The following is a 22,514-nucleotide window of genomic DNA, read 5'->3' on the forward strand; positions in this document are numbered from 1 at the left end:
CCGGGGACGGTCGGTCGGCGCTGGCTCAGCCCTTCGAAATCCCCCGCGCAATCAGCCGCGCCAGGCGCTCCGAAAACGCCCGGGCGTCGGCCGGCTTGTCGCCGTCAAGCACGCGGGCTTCGTCATAGAGGAGGTGGGCGGCGTCGTCCTTGAAGGCATGGTCCTCTTCGCCGAGGCTTGCCAGCGCCAGTACGCGCTCGTGGCGCGGGTTGATTTCGAGGATGGGCCTGGCTGCCTTGTCGAGGCGGCCGGCGGCGTTCATCAGCCGCTCGAACTGCCGGTCGGGGCCATGCTCGGGGGCGACGAGGCAGACGGCACTTTCGGTCAGGCGGTCGGAGGCCTTCACGTCGGAGACGGCGTCGCCAAGCGCCGATTTGACGAAGGCGAGGAAGCTGTCGACTTCCGGCGTCGCCGCTGTATCCGGCTGCTTTGCCTCGTCGAGCAGCGGGATATCGGACAGCTCAGCCACGCCTTGCGTGACCGACTTGAACGGCTTGCCGTCGAAGTCCGGCGCCATCGTCACCCAGAAGCTGTCGACCGGGTCGGTTAACAGCAGCACCTCGATGCCGCGCGCCTTGAACCCTTCGAGCTGCGGCGAGGCTTCGAGCCGCGCGCGGTCGTCGCCGGCGATGAAGAAGATCGCCTTCTGGCCTTCCTTCATCGCGGCGACATAGTCGGCAAGGGAGCGCCAGCCTTCGCCCGAGGCGGTCGAGTGGAAGCGGGCGAGCTTCAGCAATGGATCGCGCCGTTCATGGTCCTCGTAGAGGCCTTCCTTCAGCACAACGCCGAAATTCTCCCAGATCTTCGCGTAGGCGTCGGCGTCGTTTTCGGCCAGCTTGACGAGGTCGCCGAGCACGCGGTTGGTCAGGCCCTTGCGGATCGAGGCCAGCAGCGGGCTTTCCTGGATCATCTCGCGCGACACGTTGAGCGGCAGGTCGGCGGAATCGACCAGCCCGCGCACGAAGCGCAGATAGCGCGGCAGAAGGTCGGCATCATCGGTGATGAAGACGCGGCGCACATAGAGCTTCATGCGGCCCTTGCGGTCCTGGTCAAACAGATCGAACGGCCGCGATCCCGGCACGAAGGCGAGTACCGAGTATTCCTGCCGGCCCTCGGCGCGGAAATGGATTGTGGCGGCCGGCTCGTCATACTGGCCGGACAGGCCACGGTAGAAGTCGGTATATTCTTCCGCCTTGATCTCGCTCTTCGGCCTGACCCAAAGTGCCGTGCCATCGGCGATGTCCCGCGCCTCGGCGCCTGGTTTTTCGATGAATGTAATCGGCACCGGCACATGGCCCGACTGCGACTTGGCCAGTTGCTCGAGCTGGTAGGATCCGGTGTAGGAGACGGCGTCGTCCATGAGATGCAGCACGACGCGGGTGCCGCGCTTGGGTGCGGCTTCGAGCGGGGCAGGGGCGATCTCGTAGGAACCCTTGCCGTCGGACGACCAGCGCCAGGCCTTCTCGCTTCCCGCAAGGCGGCTGATGACATCGACCCGGTCGGCGACCATGAAGGCGGAATAGAAGCCGACGCCGAACTGACCGATGAGCTGCGTGTCCTCGCTACCGGAACCAAGGCGCTCGACAAAGGCACGCGTGCCCGAGCGGGCGATGGTGCCCAGCGCTTCCGCCATGTCGTCGCGGCTCATGCCGATGCCGTTGTCCTCGACGGTGATCTGCTTGTTGTCGGGATCGGCCGAAATCGAGATGCGCGGCTTGGGGTCATCGCCCAGCAATTCGGGATGGCTGACCGCCTCGAAGCGCAGCTTCTCGCAGGCGTCGGCCGCGTTGGAAATCAGTTCGCGCAGGAAGACGTCCTTATCGGAATAGACCGAGTGCACCATCATGTGCAGCAGCCGCGAAACGTCAGCCTCGAACGCCCTGGTTTCGGTTGCTTTGGTATCCGTCGTCATTCGAATTTTCCCACGCTGTTCATCTGTCTGCCGCGCCGAGGCGCGTGCGAGACTTCCTTTCAACCATTTCTGGCGGCGCTGGCAACTCTGTTCTGCCAATGAACAGGCGCCGGCGGCTAAACCGCCGATCTCCCCCCTTGAGGGGGAGATGCCCGGCAGGGCAGAGGGGGGCGCTGGCCCGCCGACGTCACCTGTTCGCAGGGCTCAGCCTTGAGCTTTCCTTCCAAAGGCTACAGCAATCGCTATGAGAGGTTGGCGGGCCAACGCCCCCCTCTGGCCTGCCGGCCATCTCCCCCCTCGACGGGGGAGATTGGCAGCGTCGGCGCGGTGCGCGTCTTGCGACTTACTTCCCTGCCATCTTATCCGCCAGCGCCTGCGCTTGAGCAAGCAGCGCCGGGTACACTGCATTCGCCGGCAGGTTCTTGCCCATGCAGTCGCGGAAGTCGTTGTCGGCTTTTTCCCAGGCGGCGTTGGCGGCGTCGGATGTGCCTTCGTCGCTGTCGTCGGTGGCCTGCTTGGCCAGTTTCTGGGCGGCGGCATCGGCGGCGGTCCACCCGGCATCGCAGGCCGCGATCTTCGGGACGGGGGGTGTCGCGGGCGCTTCGGCGATCAGGACACTGTTGCCCTTGACCATCGTGACGACGACCTGCTGATCGTAGTTCGGCCCGACATCCTGCGCCCAGCCGCCGAGGCGCGCGATCGCCATGTCGGCGCCCTCGGGCTTCTTCAGCGCAAAGTCCAGCGTGCCGGTGAAGGCGGCGTCGCTGCCGATGGCCTGGGTGTAGAAGGCATCGAGCTTCAGCGCCGCGTCGAAGCTGGCGGGTAGCTTGAGGTCGGCATCCGTCTCCGAGGCGCGCGACTTGAGCCAGCGCTCGACCAGCCCGCGTGTCGAGGCTACGATGCTGGGGCCGTCGTCGGTGCCGTGGCGCAGCCCGTCCAGCATGCCGAAGCCGACATCGGAGGAGCTGAGGCTTTCCAGGTTGATCGTGCCGGCCGCCGGAAAATCCTTGACCGTGAAGGGCCCAAGCAGGGCGTTGAGGCGCGTTTCGAGATCGGCGCGGGCTTTTTCGTTGGCCGCATCGACCGTTTCCACCGGGGTGTTGGCGCTGTCCATCGCAGCGATGGCCGCAATCGCCTTGTCGCGCGCGGCGATATAATCATCCTCGGGCGTGGCGGCGAAAGCCGTGGTGCTCGCGAGTGCAAACATGACCGTCCAGACCAACCGCATGACAGAACCTTTCTTCGTGGCGATCAACAGGCAAGGCAGCCATCAGGCAGCTTTGCGGCTATTGCGCGGCAGAAAACGTCGAGGCGAAACATCCTGATCGGGGAGGCAAGCCAGGCGCCCGCATTAACCATCAGTTAACTATCCATTCGCCTTGAATCAAATCTGACGGATACTGTTTCCGGGCCAGACCAGGTTGGTCAAAGGGCGCAGATGACAGCAACTATCAGTCTTGTGCCGCTCAGCTCGCGCAGAGTCTGAACTCAAAAAGAAGCGACGGACCACCGTCGCATTTACGGGGAGGCGTCAGCATCATTCTTGATGTGGAGCGCCAGAATGAAGATCGAAGACGCAGTGACTGTTGTAACAGCCGAGGCCAACGCGCTGCTGTCGTGCCTCGGCCAGCCCGTCATCGCCTACCACGTGACGGCAATCATGCGCGAGGCCGACCGCGAACACGCCAGGCAGATGCAGCTCGCCCTGATGCGGCGAAGCATCGAGGCGCTGGTTGATGACGGTCTGGAGGATGTGGTGGCGGAGCGTTTTGCGGCGCAGTTCGACGGGCGGGTTGGTTTGACGTGGGGGTTGCTGCACGCAAGCGAGGGTGTGGCGCATTGATTTCGGTCACACCGGCATCGATCGAGTTCTGATTGATCGCGTTGCCCATAGCTTGGAATGCCGCGACAAATTACGTTCAGGGTTTATTTTTGCCGAAAATCTCTGCAGCTTTGCCTTTGACAGCCACGTCATTGTAGGGCGCTAATGCTGCGATGCTCGCTAGCTGCATCAGCACCACGTTGTCGCGCGGCGATGCAAACATCGTCGCACCAGCGCCGGCGACCTGTCCAAAGGTGATAAGCAGGTTGGGGAGTTGGTCATCGGCCTCCACTGGAGCAGCGCTGCTGCATGAGCTGCGCCACGGAGAGACATGAAGTCCGTCCGCGACGCAGATTGCAGTCGATGATGCCTTCTAGAGTTGCGACCAACCCCCATCGACCGGGATCTCAAGGCCGGTCGTGAAAGTCGCGTCGAACGCGAGGAAGAGGACGGCCTTCGCGATCTCCTCTGAGGTGCCGAAGCGCTTCATCGGGATGATGCCGATTGTGTGCCCCTTCACGTGGGCCCGCATCTCCTCCGTAGGAAACACCTTGTCGAGGATGCCAGTGTCGATGGGACCGGGCGACACCGCGTTGACGCGGATGTCCTGGGGAAGAAGCTCTACGGCAAGCACCCTGGTGAACGATCGCAGCGCAGCCTTGGCGGCTCCGTATGTGGCCTGGCCGGGCAGCCCCTTGACGTTGGCGACAGAGGTCGTGAAGACGACTGAGCCGCCCCGATTGATCAGCGGCGCGAGCTTCTGGACCGCGAAAAACGGTCCCTTGGCGTTGAGGTTGAACATCTCGTCGTAGATGGCCTCTGTCACGTTCGCGAGAGGCGTTGGAGTGCTGAACCCGGCGTTGACGAAAAGCAGGTCGATGGTGCCGAACTCGGTCTTCACCTGAGCGGCGAGGGCGTCGATGTCGGTCAACGACCTCGCGTCGCTCGAAACCACCATAGCGTCGTTCCCAAGCTCTTTCCGCGCCGATTCAAGGCCCGCCTGCGAGCGACCCGTCACCAGGACCCTCGCGCCCCCATCGAGGAGCATCTTCGCTGTCGCAAGCCCCATGCCGCTCGTGCCGCCGATAATCACTACTTTTTTATCTTGGTATCGTTCCATGCGTACTCTCCTTGCGACGCCAAGGGCGTCTGGTAATTTTTTAACTACTTTGTATGATAATAAGGTGTAGACACACCGACCAAGGAGATTCTGTACTATTTAGTACAAAACCTTTTTAGGATCCTGTGGGCGCAAGGGTGCTGGGTTGGACAAGTCGACGCCGGAGACCTTGACCACGGCCAGCCACGCGGCTTCCTGGCTGGCGCGATCGTAGAGGTGTGGCTGGCGTTGCACCTCCATTGGGCCTGAGAACTTCCCTTGAGCCGAGGCGAAGAATTGCCCTGAGACGTCGGTTCCGAACTCCGACGCCTGGAGGTACCGACGGGCCGCGATCTCCGGCGCCTGATTCATGCCGGGAATGAGGTTCACGATCGGAATCATCAGATACTTCAACAACGGGCCAGCGTTTCGCGCCACGTTGGTGGCGTTCGACGCACCGGGCGAGACAGCGTACACGGCCATGCCGGAGGGTAGCCTGCGCGCCAGCGCCGCGACCCACCAAGCGATAATGAGCTTCGCGTCGGCATACGCATTGTTGGGCGCGTACTTCACGTTTGGCCCGTTGCGGATCAAGGCTTCAACGGCGGCTGTTCGGTTACCCTGGAAACTCTTGGCCGCAAAGGCTGGCAGGTCGGTGTACTTGAACATGGGTACGCCCCCGCGGGCCGGCTCCGTGCTGGTGATAACAATCCGCCCGTCGGGGCTGAGAAGGTTGGCGCGAAGCAACCCGACAGTCAGTTGATGATGGCCCATCAGCGGAGCCTCGGAAGCCTCAATGCCGGCGGCCGTGATCACGCGCTTCTTACCTGGGACCATCCCGGCATTGAGCAGCAGGAGATCGATCGCCCGATCTTGATTGATCAGCTGGGCGAGCGCGGACTGGACGCTAGCCGGTGTGTCCAACTCCAGCTCCATCGGCGTGAAGATCGGTCGTTTGGTTTCCGCAGCAAGTTTGGCGGCCGCTTCCTTGGCCCCAGCGAAGCTGCGTCCGGTGATGATGATCTCGCTCCAGCCCTCTTCGGTAAGAGAGCGGGCTGCTGCATAACCGAGCCCGGAGGTTGCGCCGGTGACGAAAGCGATTGAATGTTTCATGGGGCTCCTTGGTGAGGTTAAGGTCGAAGGAGTCCCACGGGGTAGGGCCGCCTTGTCATTTTTGAACTGTTCGGTTATATATTGGTGCAAAGATAAGGGTCAAGGAATTTAGAACTAAATGTTTCAAAATGCTGAGAGGCCTCGTGGACGCCCCCGTAGCTTCGACGAGAAGGACGCGCTGGAAAAGGCGACCCGGGTATTCCGGTCGAAAGGCTACGACGGAGTGACCATTGACGATCTCGTCGCAGGCATGGGTGTGGGACGGCCAAGCCTGTATTCCGTCTTCGGAGATAAGCGGGCCATATTCCTGCGTGCCCTTCGGGCCTATGCCGAAGCGAAGGGCGCCCGCGCCGCGAAGGCGCTCTTCTCGCCGGCGACTCTTCGCGATTCGCTCGCCGGCTTCCTGAGGCACGCCGTAGAAAGTGCGACCGAGGAAGGACAAGCGCCGGGGTGTCTTCTGCTGTGCGTTGCTCCGCTCGTGGACGATGCCGAGGTCCGGCAGTTCCTCAAGGACACCGTAGCTGGCGGTATGGCGCTGGTAGAACGGCGATTCTACGACGCGATTAGCACGGGAGAGGTACCGTCCGACTTTCCGGTATCCGCGCGTTCGAGCCAGGTCCTCGACCTGTCGCGCGGTCTGACCATGCGTGCGCAGATGGGCATGCCGCGCAAGACGCTTCTGAAAGACGCCGAGGAAGCGGCCGACTTGGTCCTACTGTCGAGGCGGTGAAATGCGGCGCCAGGGGGTTGATGTCGTGCTTCATGCTGAAGCGCACCGACAAAGCCTGCATCACCCCTTCTGCCTGACCAACCGCTCCAGCGTATCGACAATCAGATCACAGAACTTCGCATGGTCGAGCTTCATCGCCACGGTGTGGCGGAAGTCGGTCTGCTCGCTCGCCGTGCCGCCGAAATGGTGCATACCGCCCATTTTCTCGAAATTGCAGACTGTCATGCCCTTGGTCCAGCGTCCGGCAAGCTCGACGCGGATGTCGGCCTTCTCGGTGGTGAAGACGGTGGGGTCGATCATCGCCGCGACGCAGCAAGCGTCATGGATGGCGGGATATTGGATCTGCAGCAGGCCGCCATGCGTGGTCGCTATGAACTCCCAGATATCGAGGATGAACTTGGCCATCGGGCCGCCGATGGCGCGCACTCTGTCTTGCAGGTCCGGGGTGGCCAGCGCCTGGTGGGTGAGGTCGAGCCCCACCATGGTGACGTCCCAATTGGCGCGGAACACCACGTCGGCTGCCTCCGGGTCGCCATAGACGTTGAACTCCGCCGCCGGCGTGATGTTGCCGCGCGTGTAGCTTCCGCCCATCGCGACGACCCGCTTCACGCGGCTGACGATGCGCGGATCCTTGCGCACGGCAAGCGCGATGTTGGTGTAGGGGCCGACCGGCACCAGCGTCACCGTCTTCGGCTCATGCGCCATGACGGTGTCGATGATGAAGTCGACGGCATGCCGCTTGTCGAGGTCGAACGAAGCAGGCGGCAGCACGGGACCGTCGAGCCCTGTATCGCCGTGGATCTCGACGGCCAGCACCTGGTCGATGAGGAGCGGGCCGGGCGAGCCCTTCGCCACCGGCACCTTGATGCCATAGGCGGTGCATACGGAAAGCGCGTTGCGCGTGGTGTTCTCGACATTGTGGTTGCCCGAAACCGTTGTTATGCCGAGCAGGTCGATGTTCGGATTGCCCGCCGCCAGCAGGATGGCGATGGCGTCATCATGCCCGGGGTCGCAGTCGAGAATGATCTTTTCCATGGTGGGCACCTCCCTTGCCGGCCGAACCTGTCCGCGACAAGAGGCTGGGGCGTCCGAGCAGTCAAGTTCCAGTGCTCGACCGATCTGCAGCCACTCGGCCCTCCGCGTGGACCCGATTCCGCTTCTCCACCTCGGCACTCCGACCACGGCCGCCTCGTTGCGTCTTCGTGTCGGTCGCTCGAAACAATGATTTTGTCTTCACTTTCCGCAGAACGATGGTTCTAATCCCAGGGAGTTGCTTCGAAGTCGTTCCAGGGTCGCGGAAGGGGACGCGGCATGGTGGATTCTGATCGGATCGACAGGCTGATCGCGGCGGTGCCCGCCGCCTTGGCGCTTCGCGCCGGGCTGGAGCTTGGCATCTTCACCCGGCTCGCTGGCGATGCGGCGACAGCCGACAGCCTTGGGGCCGCGCTCAACGTCGAGCCCGATCGTCTGTCGCGGCTCCTCTATGCGCTGGCCAGCATCGGTCTCCTCGACGTCAAGGATGGTCAATTTCGCAACGGTGCCGAAGCGTCGGCCTTCCTCGACGCATCCAGGCCGACCTATCGCGGCGGCGATCATGCGCTGCTGCGCGAGCTCTGGGGAGCCGACCTCTTGACCGCGGAGTCGCTGCGACAGAACCGGCCCGCCGCGCTGCACGACTTTTCCGAAGCGGGGCCCGAGGCGGCGGCGGCCTTCAGCCGCATGCTCGCACCGGGCGGGGTGATTTTCGGCCGAAACCTGGCCCGCGAGCTGGACCTATCGGCTATTCGTTCGGTGATCGATATCGGCGGCGGCGCCGGGACCATTCTCGTCGGCCTTCGCGAGCGGTGGCCACGGATTGCGGCGACGCTGATGGAACTGCCAACGGTTGCAGCGGTCGCGCCGGATATCCTGGCCGAATACGGCGCCAATGACGTGGTCGTCGAAGAAGGCGACATCACCGTCGCGCCATCGATCGGTCGGCACGATCTGGCGATCCTGAAGGCCGTCGTTCAGGTGCTGCCGCCGGACCAGGCACGCCGTGCGATCCTGAACGCCGCGCGTTGCCTCACATCAGGCGGCGAGCTCGCAATCGCGGGGTGGGGTGTCGTCGATGACGACCGCCTCGGCCCGCCCGAGGGGGTCTTTCTCAACCTCACCTTCCTGAACCTCTATCGCCACGGCGAATCCTACACAGAAGGTCAGTATCGCGCGTGGATGACCGAGGCTGGCTTCAAGGATATCTCCAGGTCGCGCCTGACGGACGGCACCACCTTGTTTCGTGGGCGCCTCGGCTGACGATCAGAGTGGGCATGGAGTTGGTCGCCTGAAGGTGCGGCCCTCTCAGCCCTTCCGCTTCTCGACCTCCGCCTTCCTCAGCAGGAACCGCTGGATCTTACCGCTCGGCGTCTTCGGCAGTTCCGCGACGAAATCGATCTCGCGCGGATAGGCGTGGGCCGAGAGCCGCTTGCGGACAAAGTTCTGGTGCTCGATCGATCGAGGCGGCAGCGTCACCCGCACAGAGGCCAGTGAAGGCTGGTGCCTAGCGTGGCTCGTGGCATAGTGTTAGCCGCTCGGAAAAGCAAATGGGCTTATCGATGACGGACGATGTCGACAATTTGGAAACGCCCGAAAGCGCAGAACAGCCTATCTCAGACATTCTTCTGAATCAGCGCTATCGAAACTATCTCATCGGCTACTTCAAGTGGGTGTCGTCCCATGAAGAACAGCGTAGATATCAAGCCACGGTCCCGTATGTTCACATCCCGAACGAGGCCTTCAATCAATGGGATGACTATGCGTCCGACAGAATTCTCGAACATTATGTCGAGCCTGTTTTCTCCATCGAGGAGCAGCAAGCGCTTCGAGACTATCGGGCCGTTTTGAACAGCGCCGCTGAAGACACGCCCCAGATGTTGCCACCTTTAGAGCAAGTGATAGCAACGGAGCCTTGGGAGCGGCTGAGGCTTGCCGCGGCTGAAGCCTTGGAGGTTTTCATGCGCCGCGCAACATTCGACTGGGAAGCCGAGCAATTCCCTACTAACTGAGGCTCGTTCGCCTCAGCCCTTCCGCTTCTCCACCTCGGCCTTCCTCAGCAGAAACCGCTGGATCTTGCCGCTGGGCGTCTTCGGCAGTTCCGCGACGAAATCGATCTCGCGCGGATAGGCGTGGGCCGAGAGCCGCTTGCGGACATGCTGGGCCAGTTCCTCGGCGAGCTCGGGGCTGCCTTGATACGCCGGCGCCAGGATGACGAAGGCCTTGACGATTTCGGTGCGCTGCGGGTCGGGCACGCCGACCACGGCGGCCTCGTTGACCGCGGGATGTTCGATGAGCGCGCTTTCGACGTCGAAGGGGCCGATGCGATAGCCGGACGAGGTGATGACATCGTCGGCACGACCGATGAAGGAGACCGATCCGTCGGGCTCGTATTCCACCGTGTCGCCGGTGCGGTAGTAGCCGCCTGATATCGCCGGCGTCTGCTCCTGGTGGTAGCCGTCGAACCAGCGCAGCGGCGAGTTGGCGATGTCGACGGCGAGGATGCCGGGCTGGTTGGGGCCAAGCTCGCGGCCTTCGTCGTCCAGCACCACCATGCGGTACCCCGGCATGGCGAAGCCGGCCGAGCCTGTGCGAACGGTATGCGAAAGCCCATGGTGGTTGTTGACCATCATGCCGTTCTCGGTCTGGCCGTAATGGTCGTGGATGGGCGCGGCGAGATGGGCGTCGAACCAGCGGATCACTTCCGGGTTGAGCGGCTCGCCGGCGCTGCTCACCACACGCAGGCGGCCCTTGATGCCAGCGGCTGCCTCCGGCCCTTCGGCGAGCAGCAGGCGGAAGGCTGTGGGCGAACCGGCAAGGCTGGTGACGCCGAGCCGCTCGATGACGTCGTAGGTGCTTTTGACCGTGAAGACGCCCTCGTTGAAGGTGGTGGCGATGCCCAGCAGCAGCGGGCCTGTGATGGCGTAGTAGAGGCCATAGGCCCAGCCCGGATCGGCGATGTTCCAGAAGATGTCGTCGGGCCGAAGCCCGATCGCATCACGCATATAGGCGCCGAAGGCGAGCAGGGCGCTGAGCGGCACCGGCACGCCCTTGGGCAGGCCCGTTGTTCCCGAAGTCGACATCATCATGAACAGGTCGTCACCCCGGCGCATGACGGGCTCGCAATCGGGCGAGGCGGCGGCGAGGGCGGCGCGGAAATCGATGTCGCCTGGGGGCAAGGCGTCGCCGACACCAAGAATGATGGCGATCGGCGGTCCGTTCTCGATCTCGTCGAGCTTGCCGCGATTGGCCGGATTGGTCACCACCAGCTTCGCCCGGCTGTAGCCGAGGCGGTGTTCGATCGCCTTGGGGCCGAAGGCGGTGAACAGCGGCTGGTAGACCGCGCCGATGCGCCAGGTGCCAAGGATCAGCGCCACCAGTTCGGGGATGCGCGGCAGCATGCCGGCGACGACATCGCCGGGACCGACGCCGGTTGCCTTGAGCAGGTTGGCGACGCGGCCCGACATATCAGCGAGGTCGTCGAAGCTGAATTCTCGCAATTCGCCACTGGTCGAGATCGCGCGCAGCGCCAGCCGGTTCTGGCCGGTATGGCGGCCGCAGCATTCGACATAGGCGTTGATGCCGGTCGCCGGGTCGCCTTGCAGCCTGGCGATCTCATCCTCGATGCGAAAGGCCGCAATGGCGTCCTCGTAGAGCGGCAAGCCGGTCATGTCAGTCCTCCCTGGCGGCGCCCATCTCCCCATGGCGCGCTGTCGCGCCAACAATGACACCGGATGCGTCCAATGGGCAACGGCGGAGCCGTCGCTAAAGGTTCGCCTCGGCGAAAATGCGCGCCGCCCAGTCGAGGAAGACGCGCAGGCGTGGCGACAACTGCCGGTTCTGCGGGTAGAGCGCCGACAGCGGCGTCGGCGAGGGCGGAAAGTCCGCCAGCACTTCAACCAGCGTGCCGTCGGCAAGGTCCCTCTCGAAGCGATAGCGCGGCGCCTGGATGAGGCCGAGGCCGAGCCGCGCGAGGTCGGCGGCGGTGTCGGAATTGTTGGCGGCGACGCGGCCGGGCAGTCGGATCTCGCGCGTCTTGCCACGGACGGTGAATTCGAAGGGCAGCACCTCGCCGGTGCGCGACGAAACGAAGCCGATTGCCTGGTGGCCGTCAAGCGCATCGGGGGAGGCGGGCGTGCCGTGGCGAGAGAGATAGGCGGGACTGGCGCAGGTCATCTCGCGGATCATGGCGAGCCGCCGCATGATCATGCCGCTGTCGGGCGGCTCGCCGACGCGGATGACGCAATCGACACCCTCGCGCACGAGGTCGACCAGCCGGTCGCTCTGGCCGATCTGCAGATCGATGCGCGGATATCGCGCCAAAAACTCCGGCAGGCGCGGCAGCAGGAAGGTGCGGGTGAGCAGCGTGCTGGCGTCGATGCGCAGCAGGCCGAAGGGTTCTGCCTTGCGGAAGGCGGCTTCCGCATCCTCGATCTCGGCCAGGATCGACAGGCAGCGTTGATAGTAGGCCTCGCCGTCCTGCGTGGCGTTCACCTGCCGCGTCGTGCGCTCCAGCAGCCGCGCGCCGAGATGTTCTTCGAGGCGGTGGATGGCCTCCGTCGCGGTTGACCTGGGCAGGCCGAGACCGGCGGCGGCAGCGGTGAAGCTGCGCCGCTCCAGCACGCGAACGAAGAGCCGCATCGTATCCAGGCGATCCATGCCATTTGTTCGCAGTTTTCGAATAGTGATGTCAAGAGGCGGCTGATTATCCGGAAGATGGCGAAGTGTATATCCACGTCATCAACAAACGGAGAGACTTCCATGACATCCAATCCAACCAGAACCGCGATCGTGACCGGCGCCTCCAAGGGCATCGGTGCGGCGATCGCACAGCGGCTCGCCCGCAACGGCATCGCCATCGTGGTCAACTATGCACGGGGCCGTGCCGAGGCCGAAGCGGTCGTCGGCGCGATCGAGGCCGAAGGCGGCAAGGCGATCGCCGTGCAGGCCGATATCGCCGATCCCGCCGGCATTGCCGCGCTGTTCGATGCCGGCGAGAAGGCGTTCGGCGGCGTCGATATCCTCGTCAACAATGCCGGCATCATGAAGCTGTCGCCGATCGCCGGGACCGACGATGCCGCGTTCGACACGCAGGTCGCGATCAATCTCGGCGGCGTGTTCCGGGGCATGCGCGAAGGCGCAAAACGCCTGCGCGATGGCGGCCGCATCGTCAATTTCTCTTCGAGCGTCGTCGGCCTCTACCAGCCGGGCTACGGCGTCTATGCCGCCACCAAGGCGGCCGTCGAGGCGATGACGCATATCCTTGCCAAGGAGCTTGGCGCGCGCCGTGTCACCGTCAATGCGGTGGCGCCAGGACCGGTCGAGACGGCGCTGTTCACGGACGGCAAGAGCGCGGCGCAGATCGAGGCTACGGCCAAGATGAGCCCGCTCGGCCGGCTCGGCCAGCCCAACGACATTGCCGGCGTCGTCTCGTTCCTGGCCGGACCGGACAGCGGCTGGGTCAACGGACAAATCATCCGCGCCAATGGCGGCGTCATCTGAAGGAAATGACCATGAAACAGACAATTTTGATCACCGGTGCTTCCTCAGGCTTTGGCGCGATGACGGCGCGTGCGCTGGCAAGAGAAGGCCACACGGTCTATGCCTCGATGCGCGACCCCTCGGCGCGTAGTGCTGCGGTAGCCGAGATGGAAAACTTCGCTCGTGACGAGGGCGTGGCGCTGAAGACCATCGCGCTCGACGTCACCTCCGATGCGTCGGCCGAGGCGGCAATCCGGCAGATCGTCAGTGAAGCCGGCCAGCTCGACGTGCTGATCCACAATGCCGGGCATATGGGGTTCGGCCCGGCCGAGTCCTTCTCGCCCGAACAGCTGACGCAGCTCTATGACGTCAACGTCGTCGGCACGCAGCGTGTCAACCGCGCCGCCCTGCCGCATATGCGGTCTCTTGGCCGGGCGCAGATGATCTGGGTCGGCTCGAGCAGCACGCGCGGCGGCACGCCGCCCTTCCTGGCGCCCTATTTCGCCGCCAAGGCCGGCATGGATGCGCTGGCGCAAAGCTATGCGCTTGAACTCGCCCGCTTCGGCATCGAGACGACGATCGTGGTGCCGGGCGCCTTCACCAGGGGCACGGAGCATTTCCACCACGCAGCAGCGCCCGCCGATGCCGAGCGCGCCGGCCTCTATTGGTCCGGCCCATACGCCGGTGTCGACCAGCAGGTGTTGAAGGGGCTGGCGTCCCTCGAGCCGGCGGATGCCGATCCGGCCGAGATCGCGGCGGCAATCGTCGACCTCGTCGCCATGCCGCACGGCAGCCGCCCGTTTCGCGTTCACATCGACCCTTCGGATGACGGCGCCGTGATCGTCAACGGCGTTGCCGACCGCGTGCGCGCGCAATTCATGGAACGGATCGGCCTTGCCGACCTGCTCCATCCCAAAGCCTGAAATCCGACCCTCAACAGAAAGGAAACGATCATGCCATTCGCCAACATCAAGATGCCGCAGGCCGCCCTCTCCAGGGCGCAGAAGGAAGACCTCATCCATCGAACCACAGCCATGTTCGTCGACTTTTTCGGCGAAGGCGTGCGGCCCACCACGATGGTGCTGGTGGAGGAAGTCGCAGACGGCGGTTATGGCCGTGCAGACGAGGTGTTCGTGGTGCCGGAAGCCTATCGCGCCAAGGCGTAGTGCCAAAACAAGCCTCCATCGCGACAGTCGTCATATGACGACTGGTCCCCGCCTGCCGTAACGTTCACTTTGCTTGCCGGTATCCTTTCGATGCATGTCGGTTCCCTGAACTCCGATGCCCCCTTTGGGGCGACATGCATCAGGCGGGGGCCAGGTGGGCAGCCGCGGGTTGTCCACCTGTCTTGCTCGCTTGCTGATCGGTCCGCAGTGGGAGGGAACCAGCTTCTGCAAAGTCTGCGCCAGCACTCCCACCCGGACCTCCGCCGGGGCTAGCCACGGGTCTCGCCCCTCCTTCGGACCCCCACAAGGGGGAGGGTAGGGAGCCCAGCTTTTCGCGTCTTGCCAGCCTGCGTTCAGGTGCTGCTCTCAGGCGCCTGGGAGTCGTTGGAATTGCCGACCTGGGCCGTTACGGCCGACAGTTTCTGGCGCTTTGCCAGCACCGGTTTGACGTAAATTCTCTTCATCGACGTTCCCACCCCCGAGATTTTGGGAATATTGGCACGCGAACCCGTTTCGAAGTCAATAGTTCGTCCACAATTCGCACCGCCACTGCCCCGCTTCGTTGGACGATTGTCCGGCGGGAGAGGGAGCACGCGAAGGAACCAGAGGGCGACAATCCGCATCTGGCAACGCCATTGACCGCGCCGACCATCCGGACGATAGGTTCGCGCGAACAGCCCGAGACCTGCAATGACCGACCTCAAAGACGCAACCCGTTCCCCCGACTGGCAGGACGATGTCCGCCAGGGCGTGCGCCATGTCCGTGACCTCGACCGCTTGCCGCTGTCGCCAGCCGAGCGCGCAGCCGCACAAGCTGCCGCCGCGCACCACAAGGTGCGCGCGCCGAAAGCCTATCTCGACCTGATCGATTGGAACGACCCGGCCGATCCGATCCGCGCGCAGGTCATTCCGTCACTGGGCGAACTGGTGGAAACGGAGGGTGAGCTTGGCGACCCGATCGCCGACCATGCGTTCAGCCCGGAGCCGCGATTGACGCATCGCCATGCCGACCGAGTGCTGTTGTTCCCGACCTATCAATGTGCCGTCTATTGCCGGTTCTGCTTCCGCAAGGAATCGCTGACCTCGATCGGGCGCGGCTATACGCGCGAGGCGCTGGAGCCGGCGCTGGCCTATATCGCGGATCATCCCGAAATCCGCGAGGTGATCCTTACCGGCGGCGATCCACTGTCGCTGCCAGACAACGCGCTGGCCGAAATCGTCGCGCGCATCGAGGCGATTCCTCATGTGCGGCTGTTGCGCATCCACACCCGCGTGCCGGTGGCGCTGCCCTCGCGCATCTCATCCGGGCTGGTCGAGGCGCTGCAGGGCCGGCTGATGGTCACGGTCGTCACCCACTTCAACCACGCACGCGAGATCACCGACGCCACCGAGGTGGCGTGCCGGACGATGCGGCAGGCGGGCTTCGTGCTGCTTAACCAGAGCGTTCTGCTCAAGGGCGTCAACGACAGCATCGAGGTGCTGGAGGAGCTTTGCCGAGAGCTGATGTATCGGCTGGGCGTCAAACCCTATTATTTGCACCATGGCGACCTCGCGCGCGGCATGGCGCATCGGCGCACCACGATCGCGCAGGGCCAGGCGCTGGTGGAGGCGCTGCGCGCACGGCTGTCGGGCATCTGCAATCCCGTCTATGTGCTCGACCTGCCGGAAGGCGGCGGCAAGGTTCCGCTGGGATCGTGTCCTATCGAGGGACGGGACGGGGAGAGCTGGCGCATTCGCGGGCTGGATGGCGCGGTGAGGGATTACACCGAGGTGGTGGGCGAATAGGCGCTAGCGCGCATCTCCATCGACAAACGCCAACACCACCACACGCGGGGCAATGCAGTAGACGAGGCCGGCGCTATGACCCGTCGTTGTCGTCGCGCGGCCTGTGTTCAGGTCGACAGTGATATCCTCATAGCCCAGCACCTTGCGGTCCAGTGGATAGGCTGCCTTGTAGACCGCTTCCTTGGCGGCAAACAGGATGCGGCCGGCAAGATGCCGGTCGACCGTCTCCGTCCGATCCCCTGGACTAGCAACGAGCGCGAAAATGTCGTCGGGCAGGGGCAGGGCAGGCTCGACGTCGATGCCGAGCGAGCGGATCCGACCAATCTCTGCAACCGCCGCAATGGCCATGTCGTCATCATGCGCGAGCGAACCCGTGATCCCGCCGGGCCATGCGGGCGCGCCGGATGGGGTGCGCAGGAGGGCGAAATCGGTGACGCCGATGTCGGCCAGCAGAAGGCGCGCGATCCAGCGCGCCGCGCCGCTGGCGCGCCGCATGGCTGGCTGGCGCGCGGGGATGGAGTGCGCCTCATCGGGCAGCAAGTGAGCCTCATCCCCTTCGCGTATGAGCCGGCATCCAGTGCGGACCCCATTCGGGGCAATGGCGGCCAGCGCCTGCGCAAGCGCGGTTTCGTCGGCCAGTTCTGGGGGCGGCGGATTTGCGGGAGGCGTCATCGGCCGGTCGATGCAGCGAGGGCGAGGTCGGCGATCATTTCGCCGTCCTCGTCCAGCCCTTCCTCGACGAAACCGGCGGTGCGATAGAGCTGCCGTGCCGCTTCATTTTCGGGTTCATAGCAGATGGAAACGTGCCTGATGTGGCCGAGCCTCCGGATTTCGTCCAGCACTTCACGCAAGGCGGCCTTGCCGTAGCCTCTGCCTTGCCAGGCGCGGTCGATCATGAAGCGGTAGATCCGCGCTTCGTCTTCGTCGCGTGGCGCCTCATACATCAGGAACCCGACGACCCGGTCCCCGGCCATGACGACGCGCGGGCGCGCGTCGCGGTCGGATCTGGCCTCGCGCAGCGACGCCTCGTTGCTGGCGACGAAACCCACCTGCTCCGGCGCCAGCTGTAATGAGGCGACCAAAGCGCGATTGGCCTGATTCACCGGGGCGATCCGGATGTCGATTGTGCTTCCGGATCGCTCTGTCAAATTGCCTCCGATAAGATCGGGACCTGATGTCAGGCCCTGGAGCCGTCATCCGTGATCGGCTCAACAAACCGGTGCAGCTTGGCCGGGTTGCCACGCCAGATCGTATTGGGTTCCAGCTCTTCGCCCTTCATGACGAAGGAATCGGCATCGACCATCGATCCCTTGCCCATCACGACGCCGTAATGGATAAACGCCGACGGTCCAAGCGTGCAGCCATCGCCGATTCGGATGTAATCGGACTTGAACGCGCCTTCTTCCAGCGAATGGGCCTGGATGACCGAGCCCTCGTTCAGCGTCACGTCATCGCCGATCTCCACCAGCGAACGCTCGGTCAAATTGGCGCCGCCGTCATAGACTCTGCTGCCGACCTTGACGCCCAGCAGGCGCAGGATCATCGGCCGGAACGGCGTGCCGGCGAACAGGTTCACGATCGGTGAATCCGCCAGCTTCCAGTGGCGTTCGTGGCGCCAGAAGTCGACGTCGTAGATCGTCGTTATCCGCGGCTTCAGCCGGCGAAAACCAAGGCTTGCCCGTTCGACGAAGATGTAGAACGGAATGGTGATGATCGAGGTCAGGATCACCGCCACGAAGAGCGCGACCTCGGCCCATTCGGTATAATAGTTCAGCGCGCGGTCCCAGATCGCCAGCGTGACGAACAGCATGACCCATTGCGTGGCCATGAACAGAAGGATCGTCACCAGATTGTGGCGGTTCTTGTAGGGGATGCGCTTGCGCCGGTCGGCCTCGTCGACGCCGGCGATGAGCTCCTTGTCGCGGTTCACCATGCGCGGGATTTCAAAGGATGGCGAACCGAGAAGCCCGACATTCTCGCGCACCGGTCCGTCGATGGGGATCATCACCTTGGTGCCGAGCAGGACGTTGTCGCCCGTGCGTCCATCCGGGGGATAGTAGATGTTGTTGCCGAGATAGTTGCGCTCGCCGATCCGCGTCGGCTCGAGCCGGAATGCGGAGGCGGATTTGTGCAGGTTGATCATGAACAGGCCGTCCGACACCATGGTCTCGGTGCCGATCTCGCACAGAAGCGGGTTTTCGTGCTGCTGGTTGGAGCCGAAATTGGAGCCGGTCTGCACCACCTTGTTTAGGTTCCAGCCGATGGCGCGCATGTAGTGGACGATGGCCGAGCTGTCGCCGAACAACAGGCCTAGAACACGCGAGTTGCTGGAGAATTCGGAGACGGTCTGCAGCCAGTAGCGGAAACCGTAGAGCGTGTAGGTGCGGCCGGGCTTCAGGATAAGGCTGAACAGGCGCGGTATCACGGTGGCGGCCAAGAAGGCGATCGCGACATAACCGAAAAGCGTGACGGTCGTGCCAATGGCGACCAGACCGATCGTCTCCTGATAGTCGTCACCGACATATTCCCAATAGCTGTGGAACAAGAGGGGCAGCGGGGTGATGATGGCGAACAGCAGCACCAGCTGGACGGCTTCATAGAGGAAGCGTCGCGCCTCGTAGGCGTTCACATTGCGCACCTTGCAATAATCGGCCGTGGTCGGCACCGCCGGCGATCCGTGCCAGTGCTCGCCGTCCGGAATGCTTTGCCCGCGCTGCAGCGAGGATGAATGGCCGAGCTGGCCGCCGTCACCGATCGAGGTGTCGATGTCGAGCGTGGAGCCGACGCCGACAAAGGCATCGCGGCCGATGGTCAGCGGCCCGGTGTGAATGTAGCCGGCCTGGGCGCGATAGCCGAGGATCATCGATTCCTTGCGCAGGATGGTGTTGGCGCCGATCGAAATCAGATCCGTGCAGACGGGCACGGAACGCGATTCGATGACGGCGTTGTGGCCGAGCTTGGTGCCGAGCAGCCGCAGATACATGCTGTAGAGCGGGCTGCCGCGGAACAGCACGACGGGTGCCGAGCGGATCAGCGTCTTGACCACCCAGAAGCGGTAGTAGTGCCATCCCCAGATGGGAAACGCTTCGGCCTTCCAGCGGCCGATGAGTACCCATTTGGCGGCAACGGCAAAGCCCGACATGCCGAAGAACACGCCGGCCGACAGCGCCACGCATCTGACGTAGAGCTGCAGCGGCTCGTCGAGCGCGTCATAAACCCAGTTGAGGCCGGTGTTGATCGCCCACAGCGCGACATAGCTGTAGGCGAGGTAGAACGACAGCTGGGCCATGCCGCAGGTCCAGTAGACAAGGTTCGAAGCGCGGCGGGTCAGCACTGGCTCGAAGGTCGCCGTTGTCATTTCGCCTGGAATGGCCAGATGCTGGGCCAGGCGCGCGACCGTCGGATAGAGATAAATGTCGCGCATGGACGTCGTCGCCCATTCCTTCCGGGTGCGCAGACGGGCGCAGAAATGCGCCATCAGCAGCGAGTTGGCGCCGAGATCGTCGAAGAAATTGTCCTCGACGGACACCTCCTCGAATTTCAGCACTGCGGCCAGCGCGTCGGCCAGGAAACGCTCGTCGTCATTGGCGGGCGCCACCATGGCGCGGTCGGCCGAAAGCCTGGTGCTGGTCGGCTTCGGCAACTGGCGAAGGTCGACCTTGTTGGACACCGTCATCGGGATCGCGGGCAGTTCCTCCAGATAGGAGGGCACCATGTAATCCGGCAGGCGGCGCTTCATCACCTGGGCGATGTCCGCGCGCGAGATCGCCGGCTGGCCTGCCTTCGCCGCATAATAGGCGACGAGCTCGACGCGGCCGGGCTCGATCTCCCAGGTGGTGACGGCGGCCTGCGCTATGGCAGGCTGGTCGAGCAGCACGGCCTCGATCTCGCCCAGTTCGATGCGGTAGCCGCGGATCTTCACCTGCGTGTCGATGCGCCCGGCATATTCGATCTCGCCGTCATCGTTGATCCGGCCAAGGTCACCGGTGCGGTAGATGCGCTTCGACGGGTTGTTGGGCAGGCCGACGAAATCGGCGATGAATTTCTGCTCCGTCAGATCTTGCCGGTTGAGGTAGCCGACGGCCAGGCCGATGCCGGCAATGCCGATCTCGCCCAGTTCGCCAGGCTCGGCAAGCTGAGGCAGCGAAGCATCGAGGATGACGATCGAATAGGTCGGCAGCGGCGCGCCGATGGTCACCGGACGATCCGGCGTCAATTCGCCCATCGTCGCCGTCACCGTCGCTTCGGTCGGGCCATAGGTGTTGAGGATGTTGCGGCCGGGCCTGGACCAGCGCACCACCAGATTGTGCGGGCAGGCTTCGCCGCCGACCAGCAGCGTGCGCAGGCTGGGCACATCCGATGTCATCGACGACAGCAGGGTCGGGCTGCAGGCCATGCAGGTGATGGCGTGGTGGCGCAGGAAATCCGCGAGCTCCTCGCCGACCAGCGGCATCTGGCCGGGCGCGGGCACCACCGTCGCGCCGGCAACGAACGGCACCCAGATCTCCTCGGAGGAGAAGTCGAAGGCGATGGTCATGCCCTGGTAGACGCGATCGCCAGGCTTGTAGCCGTAAGACGCGGCGGCGACGCGGATGAAGTTGACGAAGCTCTGGTGGCGGATGGCCACGCCCTTCGGCCTGCCGGTCGTGCCCGACGTGTAGAGGATGTAGCAGATGTCATCAGCCAGCCCCTTGTGCGGCTTCAGCGGCGCGCTGGACTGGGCTGATATTTCGGCGGCGGCGCTGTCGATCAACAGATGCGGCACCGGCAGCTGGCCGGCTCGTGACGCATAGGTGGCGATGGTGACGATCAGGCTGACATTGGCGTCGTCGATGATGAGCGCCATGCGCTCTTCAGGGAAAGCGGTGGCCAGCGGCACGAAGGCGGCACCGGCCTTGGCCACGGCGAGCAGGGCGACATAGGTTTCCGCGGAGCGGTCGAGGATGAGCCCGACGCGGTCGCCAGGCTTCACGCCGCGCTTGGCCAGCAGGCGCGCGAACTGGTTGGCTCTGCGGTCCAGCTCCTGATAGGTCCAGCTGCGGCCCTCGGAAATCACCGCCGGCAAGGAGGCGTATGTCTGGGCGAGTTGCTCGAAGACCTTGTCCAGCCGCTCACCGGGCTGACCCGCCCGGGCGAAATCGGCGCCGGTCAGGACCTGGCCGTGCGCGGCCAGGGACCGCTGGGCACTCCTGATGAGCGCATCGACGGTTGCCAGCCCGGTTTCGGGCTCTTCGCCTGGCCGTGCCGTGTCCCTGTCGAGTGCTGATATATCGAGACCGTGATCCATTTCCAAAACTTCCCGTCCTATCGATATTGCGACAGGCACATCGTGCCGCCGCTGAAGCATGCATTGCCGGCTGTTCTGCCGCTGTTAACCGTTGTTGATGGAGGCGGAATGACTGACGCTTCCAAAACGGAAGAATCCGCAACCGCGACCGGCAATCCCTGACCGCCTGACCCCTTTTTGGCCGGGCGCTTATCACAATCTCGACCGCGCCGTCTTCACATATTCCGGAACTGTCGCAGGGTGCTTATGCCATGCGATCTTTTCACCAGTTTTTCCGAACTGTTGAATATTGTTTCTGAAGTGTGTCTGGGCGCTCCCGCCCGTTGGCTGTTTCGTGAGTCCGCGACCGCGAATTTCGCGCTTTTCGAAAAAATCTCACGACCGCCGGGAATAAAGCAGGGTCACTCCGGGTCTTGTCATCAGCGGGGCCAAACCGGCCCGCCACCCGAAGAAACGAAACAAGGATTTTTGGAAATGACCAAGCTCGCTCTCAGCGTGGCTGCGATGTTGCTTGCCTCGAGTGCTGCCTTTGCCGGCAGCGACCATTTCGAAGGCGGCAACCAGCCTTCCGTCGACACCAACGTCACGGCCTCGATCCCCTACACGGCACCCCGGAACAGCGCCGACGCACAGGTCCAGACCGGACAGGATCAGACCTCGGTGCAGGACATCATCGCCCAGCACAATCGCGACAGCCTCTGGGGCCGATAAGCGCACTGCCGGCCTTCAACGCGTCTCTCAACAAACAGGATCCATCGCCATGAAAAAACTCACTCTTACGGTTGCGGCCATTCTTCTGGCCACCACCGGCGCCTTTGCCGGCAGCGACCATTTCAACGCTGACACGGCAAACCAGCCTGTCGCCGCTGTCGACAGCAACGCCACCGCTTCGATCCCCTACACGGCGCGTCAGGACAAGGTCGACACCAAGGTGACGACCGCTCCCCAGACTGATGCGGGCGAATTCGTCGGCCCGCCTGTTCCGGGCAACTGAGTTCGGGGGTCGCGACCTCCCTCGAGTCCCGACCCCATCCGCAATCAGGACGGAGGGCCATGTGGCGTGGCCCTCCGTCACCCCGAAATCTCT

The 22,514-nt window shown here is 63.9% G+C and carries 21 protein-coding genes and 1 pseudogene; 10 read left to right on the plus strand and 12 right to left on the minus strand.

The genetic code is table 11. From position 1 onward, the window contains the following. Nucleotides 1-25: 25 nt before the first annotated feature. Together htpG and A3A9_RS0117500 are read right to left on the minus strand one after the other, a co-directional pair. Entirely contained in the window at nucleotides 26-1,912 is a 1,887-nt protein-coding gene (htpG, locus tag A3A9_RS0117495) for a molecular chaperone HtpG (RefSeq protein WP_027059928.1), read from the minus strand. 343 nt (nucleotides 1,913-2,255) lie between these two features. Beyond that, entirely contained in the window at nucleotides 2,256-3,119 is an 864-nt protein-coding gene (locus A3A9_RS0117500; protein WP_245279059.1) for a hypothetical protein, read from the minus strand. Between the two features lie 354 nt (nucleotides 3,120-3,473). Here A3A9_RS0117500 and A3A9_RS0117505 point away from each other — a divergent pair, with 354 nt between their 5' ends. Beyond that, nucleotides 3,474-3,755, plus strand: coding sequence for a hypothetical protein (locus tag A3A9_RS0117505; RefSeq protein ID WP_245279060.1), 282 nt, complete (start codon nucleotides 3,474-3,476; stop codon nucleotides 3,753-3,755). Nucleotides 3,756-3,831: 76 nt separating this feature from the next. On the opposite strand, the gene A3A9_RS0117510 is transcribed toward A3A9_RS0117505, so the two are convergent. The 3 genes from A3A9_RS0117510 to A3A9_RS0117520 form a co-directional block, all read right to left on the minus strand. Continuing rightward, nucleotides 3,832-4,026, minus strand: a complete 195-nt coding sequence (locus A3A9_RS0117510; RefSeq protein WP_027059931.1) for a hypothetical protein — start codon at nucleotides 4,024-4,026, stop codon at nucleotides 3,832-3,834. Nucleotides 4,027-4,107: 81 nt separating this feature from the next. Beyond that, nucleotides 4,108-4,854 (minus strand): SDR family oxidoreductase, encoded by a 747-nt coding sequence (locus A3A9_RS0117515; protein ID WP_027059932.1) that lies wholly within the window; start codon nucleotides 4,852-4,854, stop codon nucleotides 4,108-4,110. Between the two features lie 99 nt (nucleotides 4,855-4,953). Beyond that, the gene (locus A3A9_RS0117520) at nucleotides 4,954-5,946 is read right to left on the minus strand and encodes an SDR family NAD(P)-dependent oxidoreductase (protein WP_027059933.1); all 993 of its coding nucleotides are present in this window, start codon (nucleotides 5,944-5,946) and stop codon (nucleotides 4,954-4,956) included. A gap of 118 nt (nucleotides 5,947-6,064) precedes the next feature. On the opposite strand from A3A9_RS0117520, the gene A3A9_RS0117525 reads away from it, so the two are divergent. After that, entirely contained in the window at nucleotides 6,065-6,676 is a 612-nt protein-coding gene (locus tag A3A9_RS0117525) for a TetR/AcrR family transcriptional regulator (protein ID WP_027059934.1), read from the plus strand. Nucleotides 6,677-6,736: 60 nt separating this feature from the next. On the opposite strand, the gene A3A9_RS0117530 is transcribed toward A3A9_RS0117525, so the two are convergent. After that, a complete protein-coding gene (locus A3A9_RS0117530; protein ID WP_027059935.1) occupies nucleotides 6,737-7,711 on the minus strand; it encodes a nucleoside hydrolase in 975 nt (324 codons plus the stop codon). Between the two features lie 327 nt (nucleotides 7,712-8,038). On the opposite strand from A3A9_RS0117530, the gene A3A9_RS0117535 reads away from it, so the two are divergent. Then, nucleotides 8,039-8,971 (plus strand): acetylserotonin O-methyltransferase, encoded by a 933-nt coding sequence (locus A3A9_RS0117535; RefSeq protein ID WP_245279061.1) that lies wholly within the window; start codon nucleotides 8,039-8,041, stop codon nucleotides 8,969-8,971. 45 nt (nucleotides 8,972-9,016) lie between these two features. Here A3A9_RS0117535 and A3A9_RS42700 read toward each other — a convergent pair. After that, nucleotides 9,017-9,148: pseudogene (locus A3A9_RS42700) on the minus strand (AMP-binding enzyme); the annotation flags it as partial. Between the two features lie 122 nt (nucleotides 9,149-9,270). Between A3A9_RS42700 and A3A9_RS0117545 the strand changes: the two are divergent. Beyond that, the gene (locus tag A3A9_RS0117545; protein ID WP_027059937.1) at nucleotides 9,271-9,720 is read left to right on the plus strand and encodes a hypothetical protein; all 450 of its coding nucleotides are present in this window, start codon (nucleotides 9,271-9,273) and stop codon (nucleotides 9,718-9,720) included. 12 nt (nucleotides 9,721-9,732) lie between these two features. Here A3A9_RS0117545 and A3A9_RS0117550 read toward each other — a convergent pair whose 3' ends face one another. Beyond that, on the minus strand, nucleotides 9,733-11,379 hold the full coding sequence (locus A3A9_RS0117550; protein WP_027059938.1) for an acyl-CoA synthetase: 1,647 nt from the start codon (nucleotides 11,377-11,379) through the stop codon (nucleotides 9,733-9,735). Between the two features lie 94 nt (nucleotides 11,380-11,473). Next, on the minus strand, nucleotides 11,474-12,367 hold the full coding sequence (locus A3A9_RS0117555) for a LysR family transcriptional regulator (RefSeq protein ID WP_027059939.1): 894 nt from the start codon (nucleotides 12,365-12,367) through the stop codon (nucleotides 11,474-11,476). 102 nt (nucleotides 12,368-12,469) lie between these two features. Here A3A9_RS0117555 and A3A9_RS0117560 point away from each other — a divergent pair, with 102 nt between their 5' ends. The 4 genes from A3A9_RS0117560 (at nucleotide 12,470) to A3A9_RS0117580 (ending at nucleotide 16,140) form a co-directional block, all read left to right on the plus strand. Beyond that, nucleotides 12,470-13,210 carry an SDR family oxidoreductase gene (locus A3A9_RS0117560; protein WP_027059940.1) on the plus strand — a complete coding sequence of 247 codons (741 nt, stop codon included), beginning with the start codon at nucleotides 12,470-12,472 and terminating at the stop codon, nucleotides 13,208-13,210. 11 nt (nucleotides 13,211-13,221) lie between these two features. Continuing rightward, the gene (locus A3A9_RS0117565) at nucleotides 13,222-14,112 is read left to right on the plus strand and encodes an SDR family oxidoreductase (protein WP_027059941.1); all 891 of its coding nucleotides are present in this window, start codon (nucleotides 13,222-13,224) and stop codon (nucleotides 14,110-14,112) included. Between the two features lie 30 nt (nucleotides 14,113-14,142). Next, nucleotides 14,143-14,355 (plus strand): tautomerase family protein, encoded by a 213-nt coding sequence (locus A3A9_RS0117570; protein ID WP_027059942.1) that lies wholly within the window; start codon nucleotides 14,143-14,145, stop codon nucleotides 14,353-14,355. Nucleotides 14,356-15,045: 690 nt separating this feature from the next. After that, complete coding sequence (locus A3A9_RS0117580; protein WP_027059943.1) at nucleotides 15,046-16,140, plus strand: KamA family radical SAM protein; 1,095 nt, start codon at nucleotides 15,046-15,048, stop codon at nucleotides 16,138-16,140. 3 nt (nucleotides 16,141-16,143) lie between these two features. On the opposite strand, the gene A3A9_RS0117585 is transcribed toward A3A9_RS0117580, so the two are convergent. The 3 genes from A3A9_RS0117585 to A3A9_RS0117595 all read right to left on the minus strand — a co-directional run bounded on the left by A3A9_RS0117585 (nucleotide 16,144) and on the right by A3A9_RS0117595 (nucleotide 21,427). Next, complete coding sequence (locus tag A3A9_RS0117585) at nucleotides 16,144-16,680, minus strand: 4'-phosphopantetheinyl transferase family protein (RefSeq protein ID WP_245279062.1); 537 nt, start codon at nucleotides 16,678-16,680, stop codon at nucleotides 16,144-16,146. 128 nt (nucleotides 16,681-16,808) lie between these two features. Next, the gene (locus A3A9_RS0117590; RefSeq protein WP_245279063.1) at nucleotides 16,809-17,243 is read right to left on the minus strand and encodes a GNAT family N-acetyltransferase; all 435 of its coding nucleotides are present in this window, start codon (nucleotides 17,241-17,243) and stop codon (nucleotides 16,809-16,811) included. Between the two features lie 74 nt (nucleotides 17,244-17,317). Then, nucleotides 17,318-21,427, minus strand: coding sequence for a Pls/PosA family non-ribosomal peptide synthetase (locus A3A9_RS0117595; RefSeq protein WP_033838622.1), 4,110 nt, complete (start codon nucleotides 21,425-21,427; stop codon nucleotides 17,318-17,320). A 474-nt stretch (nucleotides 21,428-21,901) separates the two neighbouring features. On the opposite strand from A3A9_RS0117595, the gene A3A9_RS0117600 reads away from it, so the two are divergent. Then, nucleotides 21,902-22,138, plus strand: coding sequence for a DUF680 domain-containing protein (locus tag A3A9_RS0117600; protein WP_027059947.1), 237 nt, complete (start codon nucleotides 21,902-21,904; stop codon nucleotides 22,136-22,138). Between the two features lie 49 nt (nucleotides 22,139-22,187). Then, nucleotides 22,188-22,421: a DUF680 domain-containing protein gene (locus tag A3A9_RS0117605; protein WP_027059948.1), complete on the plus strand. Its 234-nt coding sequence runs from the start codon at nucleotides 22,188-22,190 to the stop codon at nucleotides 22,419-22,421. Nucleotides 22,422-22,514 lie beyond the last annotated feature (93 nt).

Source organism: Mesorhizobium loti CJ3sym, assembly GCF_000472785.1.
Taxonomy (GTDB): Bacteria; Pseudomonadota; Alphaproteobacteria; order Rhizobiales; family Rhizobiaceae; genus Mesorhizobium; species Mesorhizobium loti_E.

What these genes read in the sequence shown, in the direction of transcription:
- htpG (WP_027059928.1), bottom strand. Translation starts at nt 1,912, where the DNA reads ATGACGACGGATACCAAAGCAACCGAAACCAGGGCGTTCGAGGCTGAC.
- A3A9_RS0117500 (WP_245279059.1), bottom strand. Translation starts at nt 3,119, where the DNA reads ATGTTTGCACTCGCGAGCACCACGGCTTTCGCCGCCACGCCCGAGGAT.
- A3A9_RS0117505 (WP_245279060.1), top strand. Translation starts at nt 3,474, where the DNA reads ATGAAGATCGAAGACGCAGTGACTGTTGTAACAGCCGAGGCCAACGCG.
- A3A9_RS0117515 (WP_027059932.1), bottom strand. Translation starts at nt 4,854, where the DNA reads ATGGAACGATACCAAGATAAAAAAGTAGTGATTATCGGCGGCACGAGC.
- A3A9_RS0117520 (WP_027059933.1), bottom strand. Translation starts at nt 5,946, where the DNA reads ATGAAACATTCAATCGCTTTCGTCACCGGCGCAACCTCCGGGCTCGGT.
- A3A9_RS0117525 (WP_027059934.1), top strand. Translation starts at nt 6,065, where the DNA reads ATGTTTCAAAATGCTGAGAGGCCTCGTGGACGCCCCCGTAGCTTCGAC.
- A3A9_RS0117530 (WP_027059935.1), bottom strand. Translation starts at nt 7,711, where the DNA reads ATGGAAAAGATCATTCTCGACTGCGACCCCGGGCATGATGACGCCATC.
- A3A9_RS0117545 (WP_027059937.1), top strand. Translation starts at nt 9,271, where the DNA reads ATGACGGACGATGTCGACAATTTGGAAACGCCCGAAAGCGCAGAACAG.
- A3A9_RS0117550 (WP_027059938.1), bottom strand. Translation starts at nt 11,379, where the DNA reads ATGACCGGCTTGCCGCTCTACGAGGACGCCATTGCGGCCTTTCGCATC.
- A3A9_RS0117555 (WP_027059939.1), bottom strand. Translation starts at nt 12,367, where the DNA reads ATGGATCGCCTGGATACGATGCGGCTCTTCGTTCGCGTGCTGGAGCGG.
- A3A9_RS0117560 (WP_027059940.1), top strand. Translation starts at nt 12,470, where the DNA reads ATGACATCCAATCCAACCAGAACCGCGATCGTGACCGGCGCCTCCAAG.
- A3A9_RS0117565 (WP_027059941.1), top strand. Translation starts at nt 13,222, where the DNA reads ATGAAACAGACAATTTTGATCACCGGTGCTTCCTCAGGCTTTGGCGCG.
- A3A9_RS0117570 (WP_027059942.1), top strand. Translation starts at nt 14,143, where the DNA reads ATGCCATTCGCCAACATCAAGATGCCGCAGGCCGCCCTCTCCAGGGCG.
- A3A9_RS0117580 (WP_027059943.1), top strand. Translation starts at nt 15,046, where the DNA reads ATGACCGACCTCAAAGACGCAACCCGTTCCCCCGACTGGCAGGACGAT.
- A3A9_RS0117595 (WP_033838622.1), bottom strand. Translation starts at nt 21,427, where the DNA reads ATGGATCACGGTCTCGATATATCAGCACTCGACAGGGACACGGCACGG.
- A3A9_RS0117600 (WP_027059947.1), top strand. Translation starts at nt 21,902, where the DNA reads ATGACCAAGCTCGCTCTCAGCGTGGCTGCGATGTTGCTTGCCTCGAGT.
- A3A9_RS0117605 (WP_027059948.1), top strand. Translation starts at nt 22,188, where the DNA reads ATGAAAAAACTCACTCTTACGGTTGCGGCCATTCTTCTGGCCACCACC.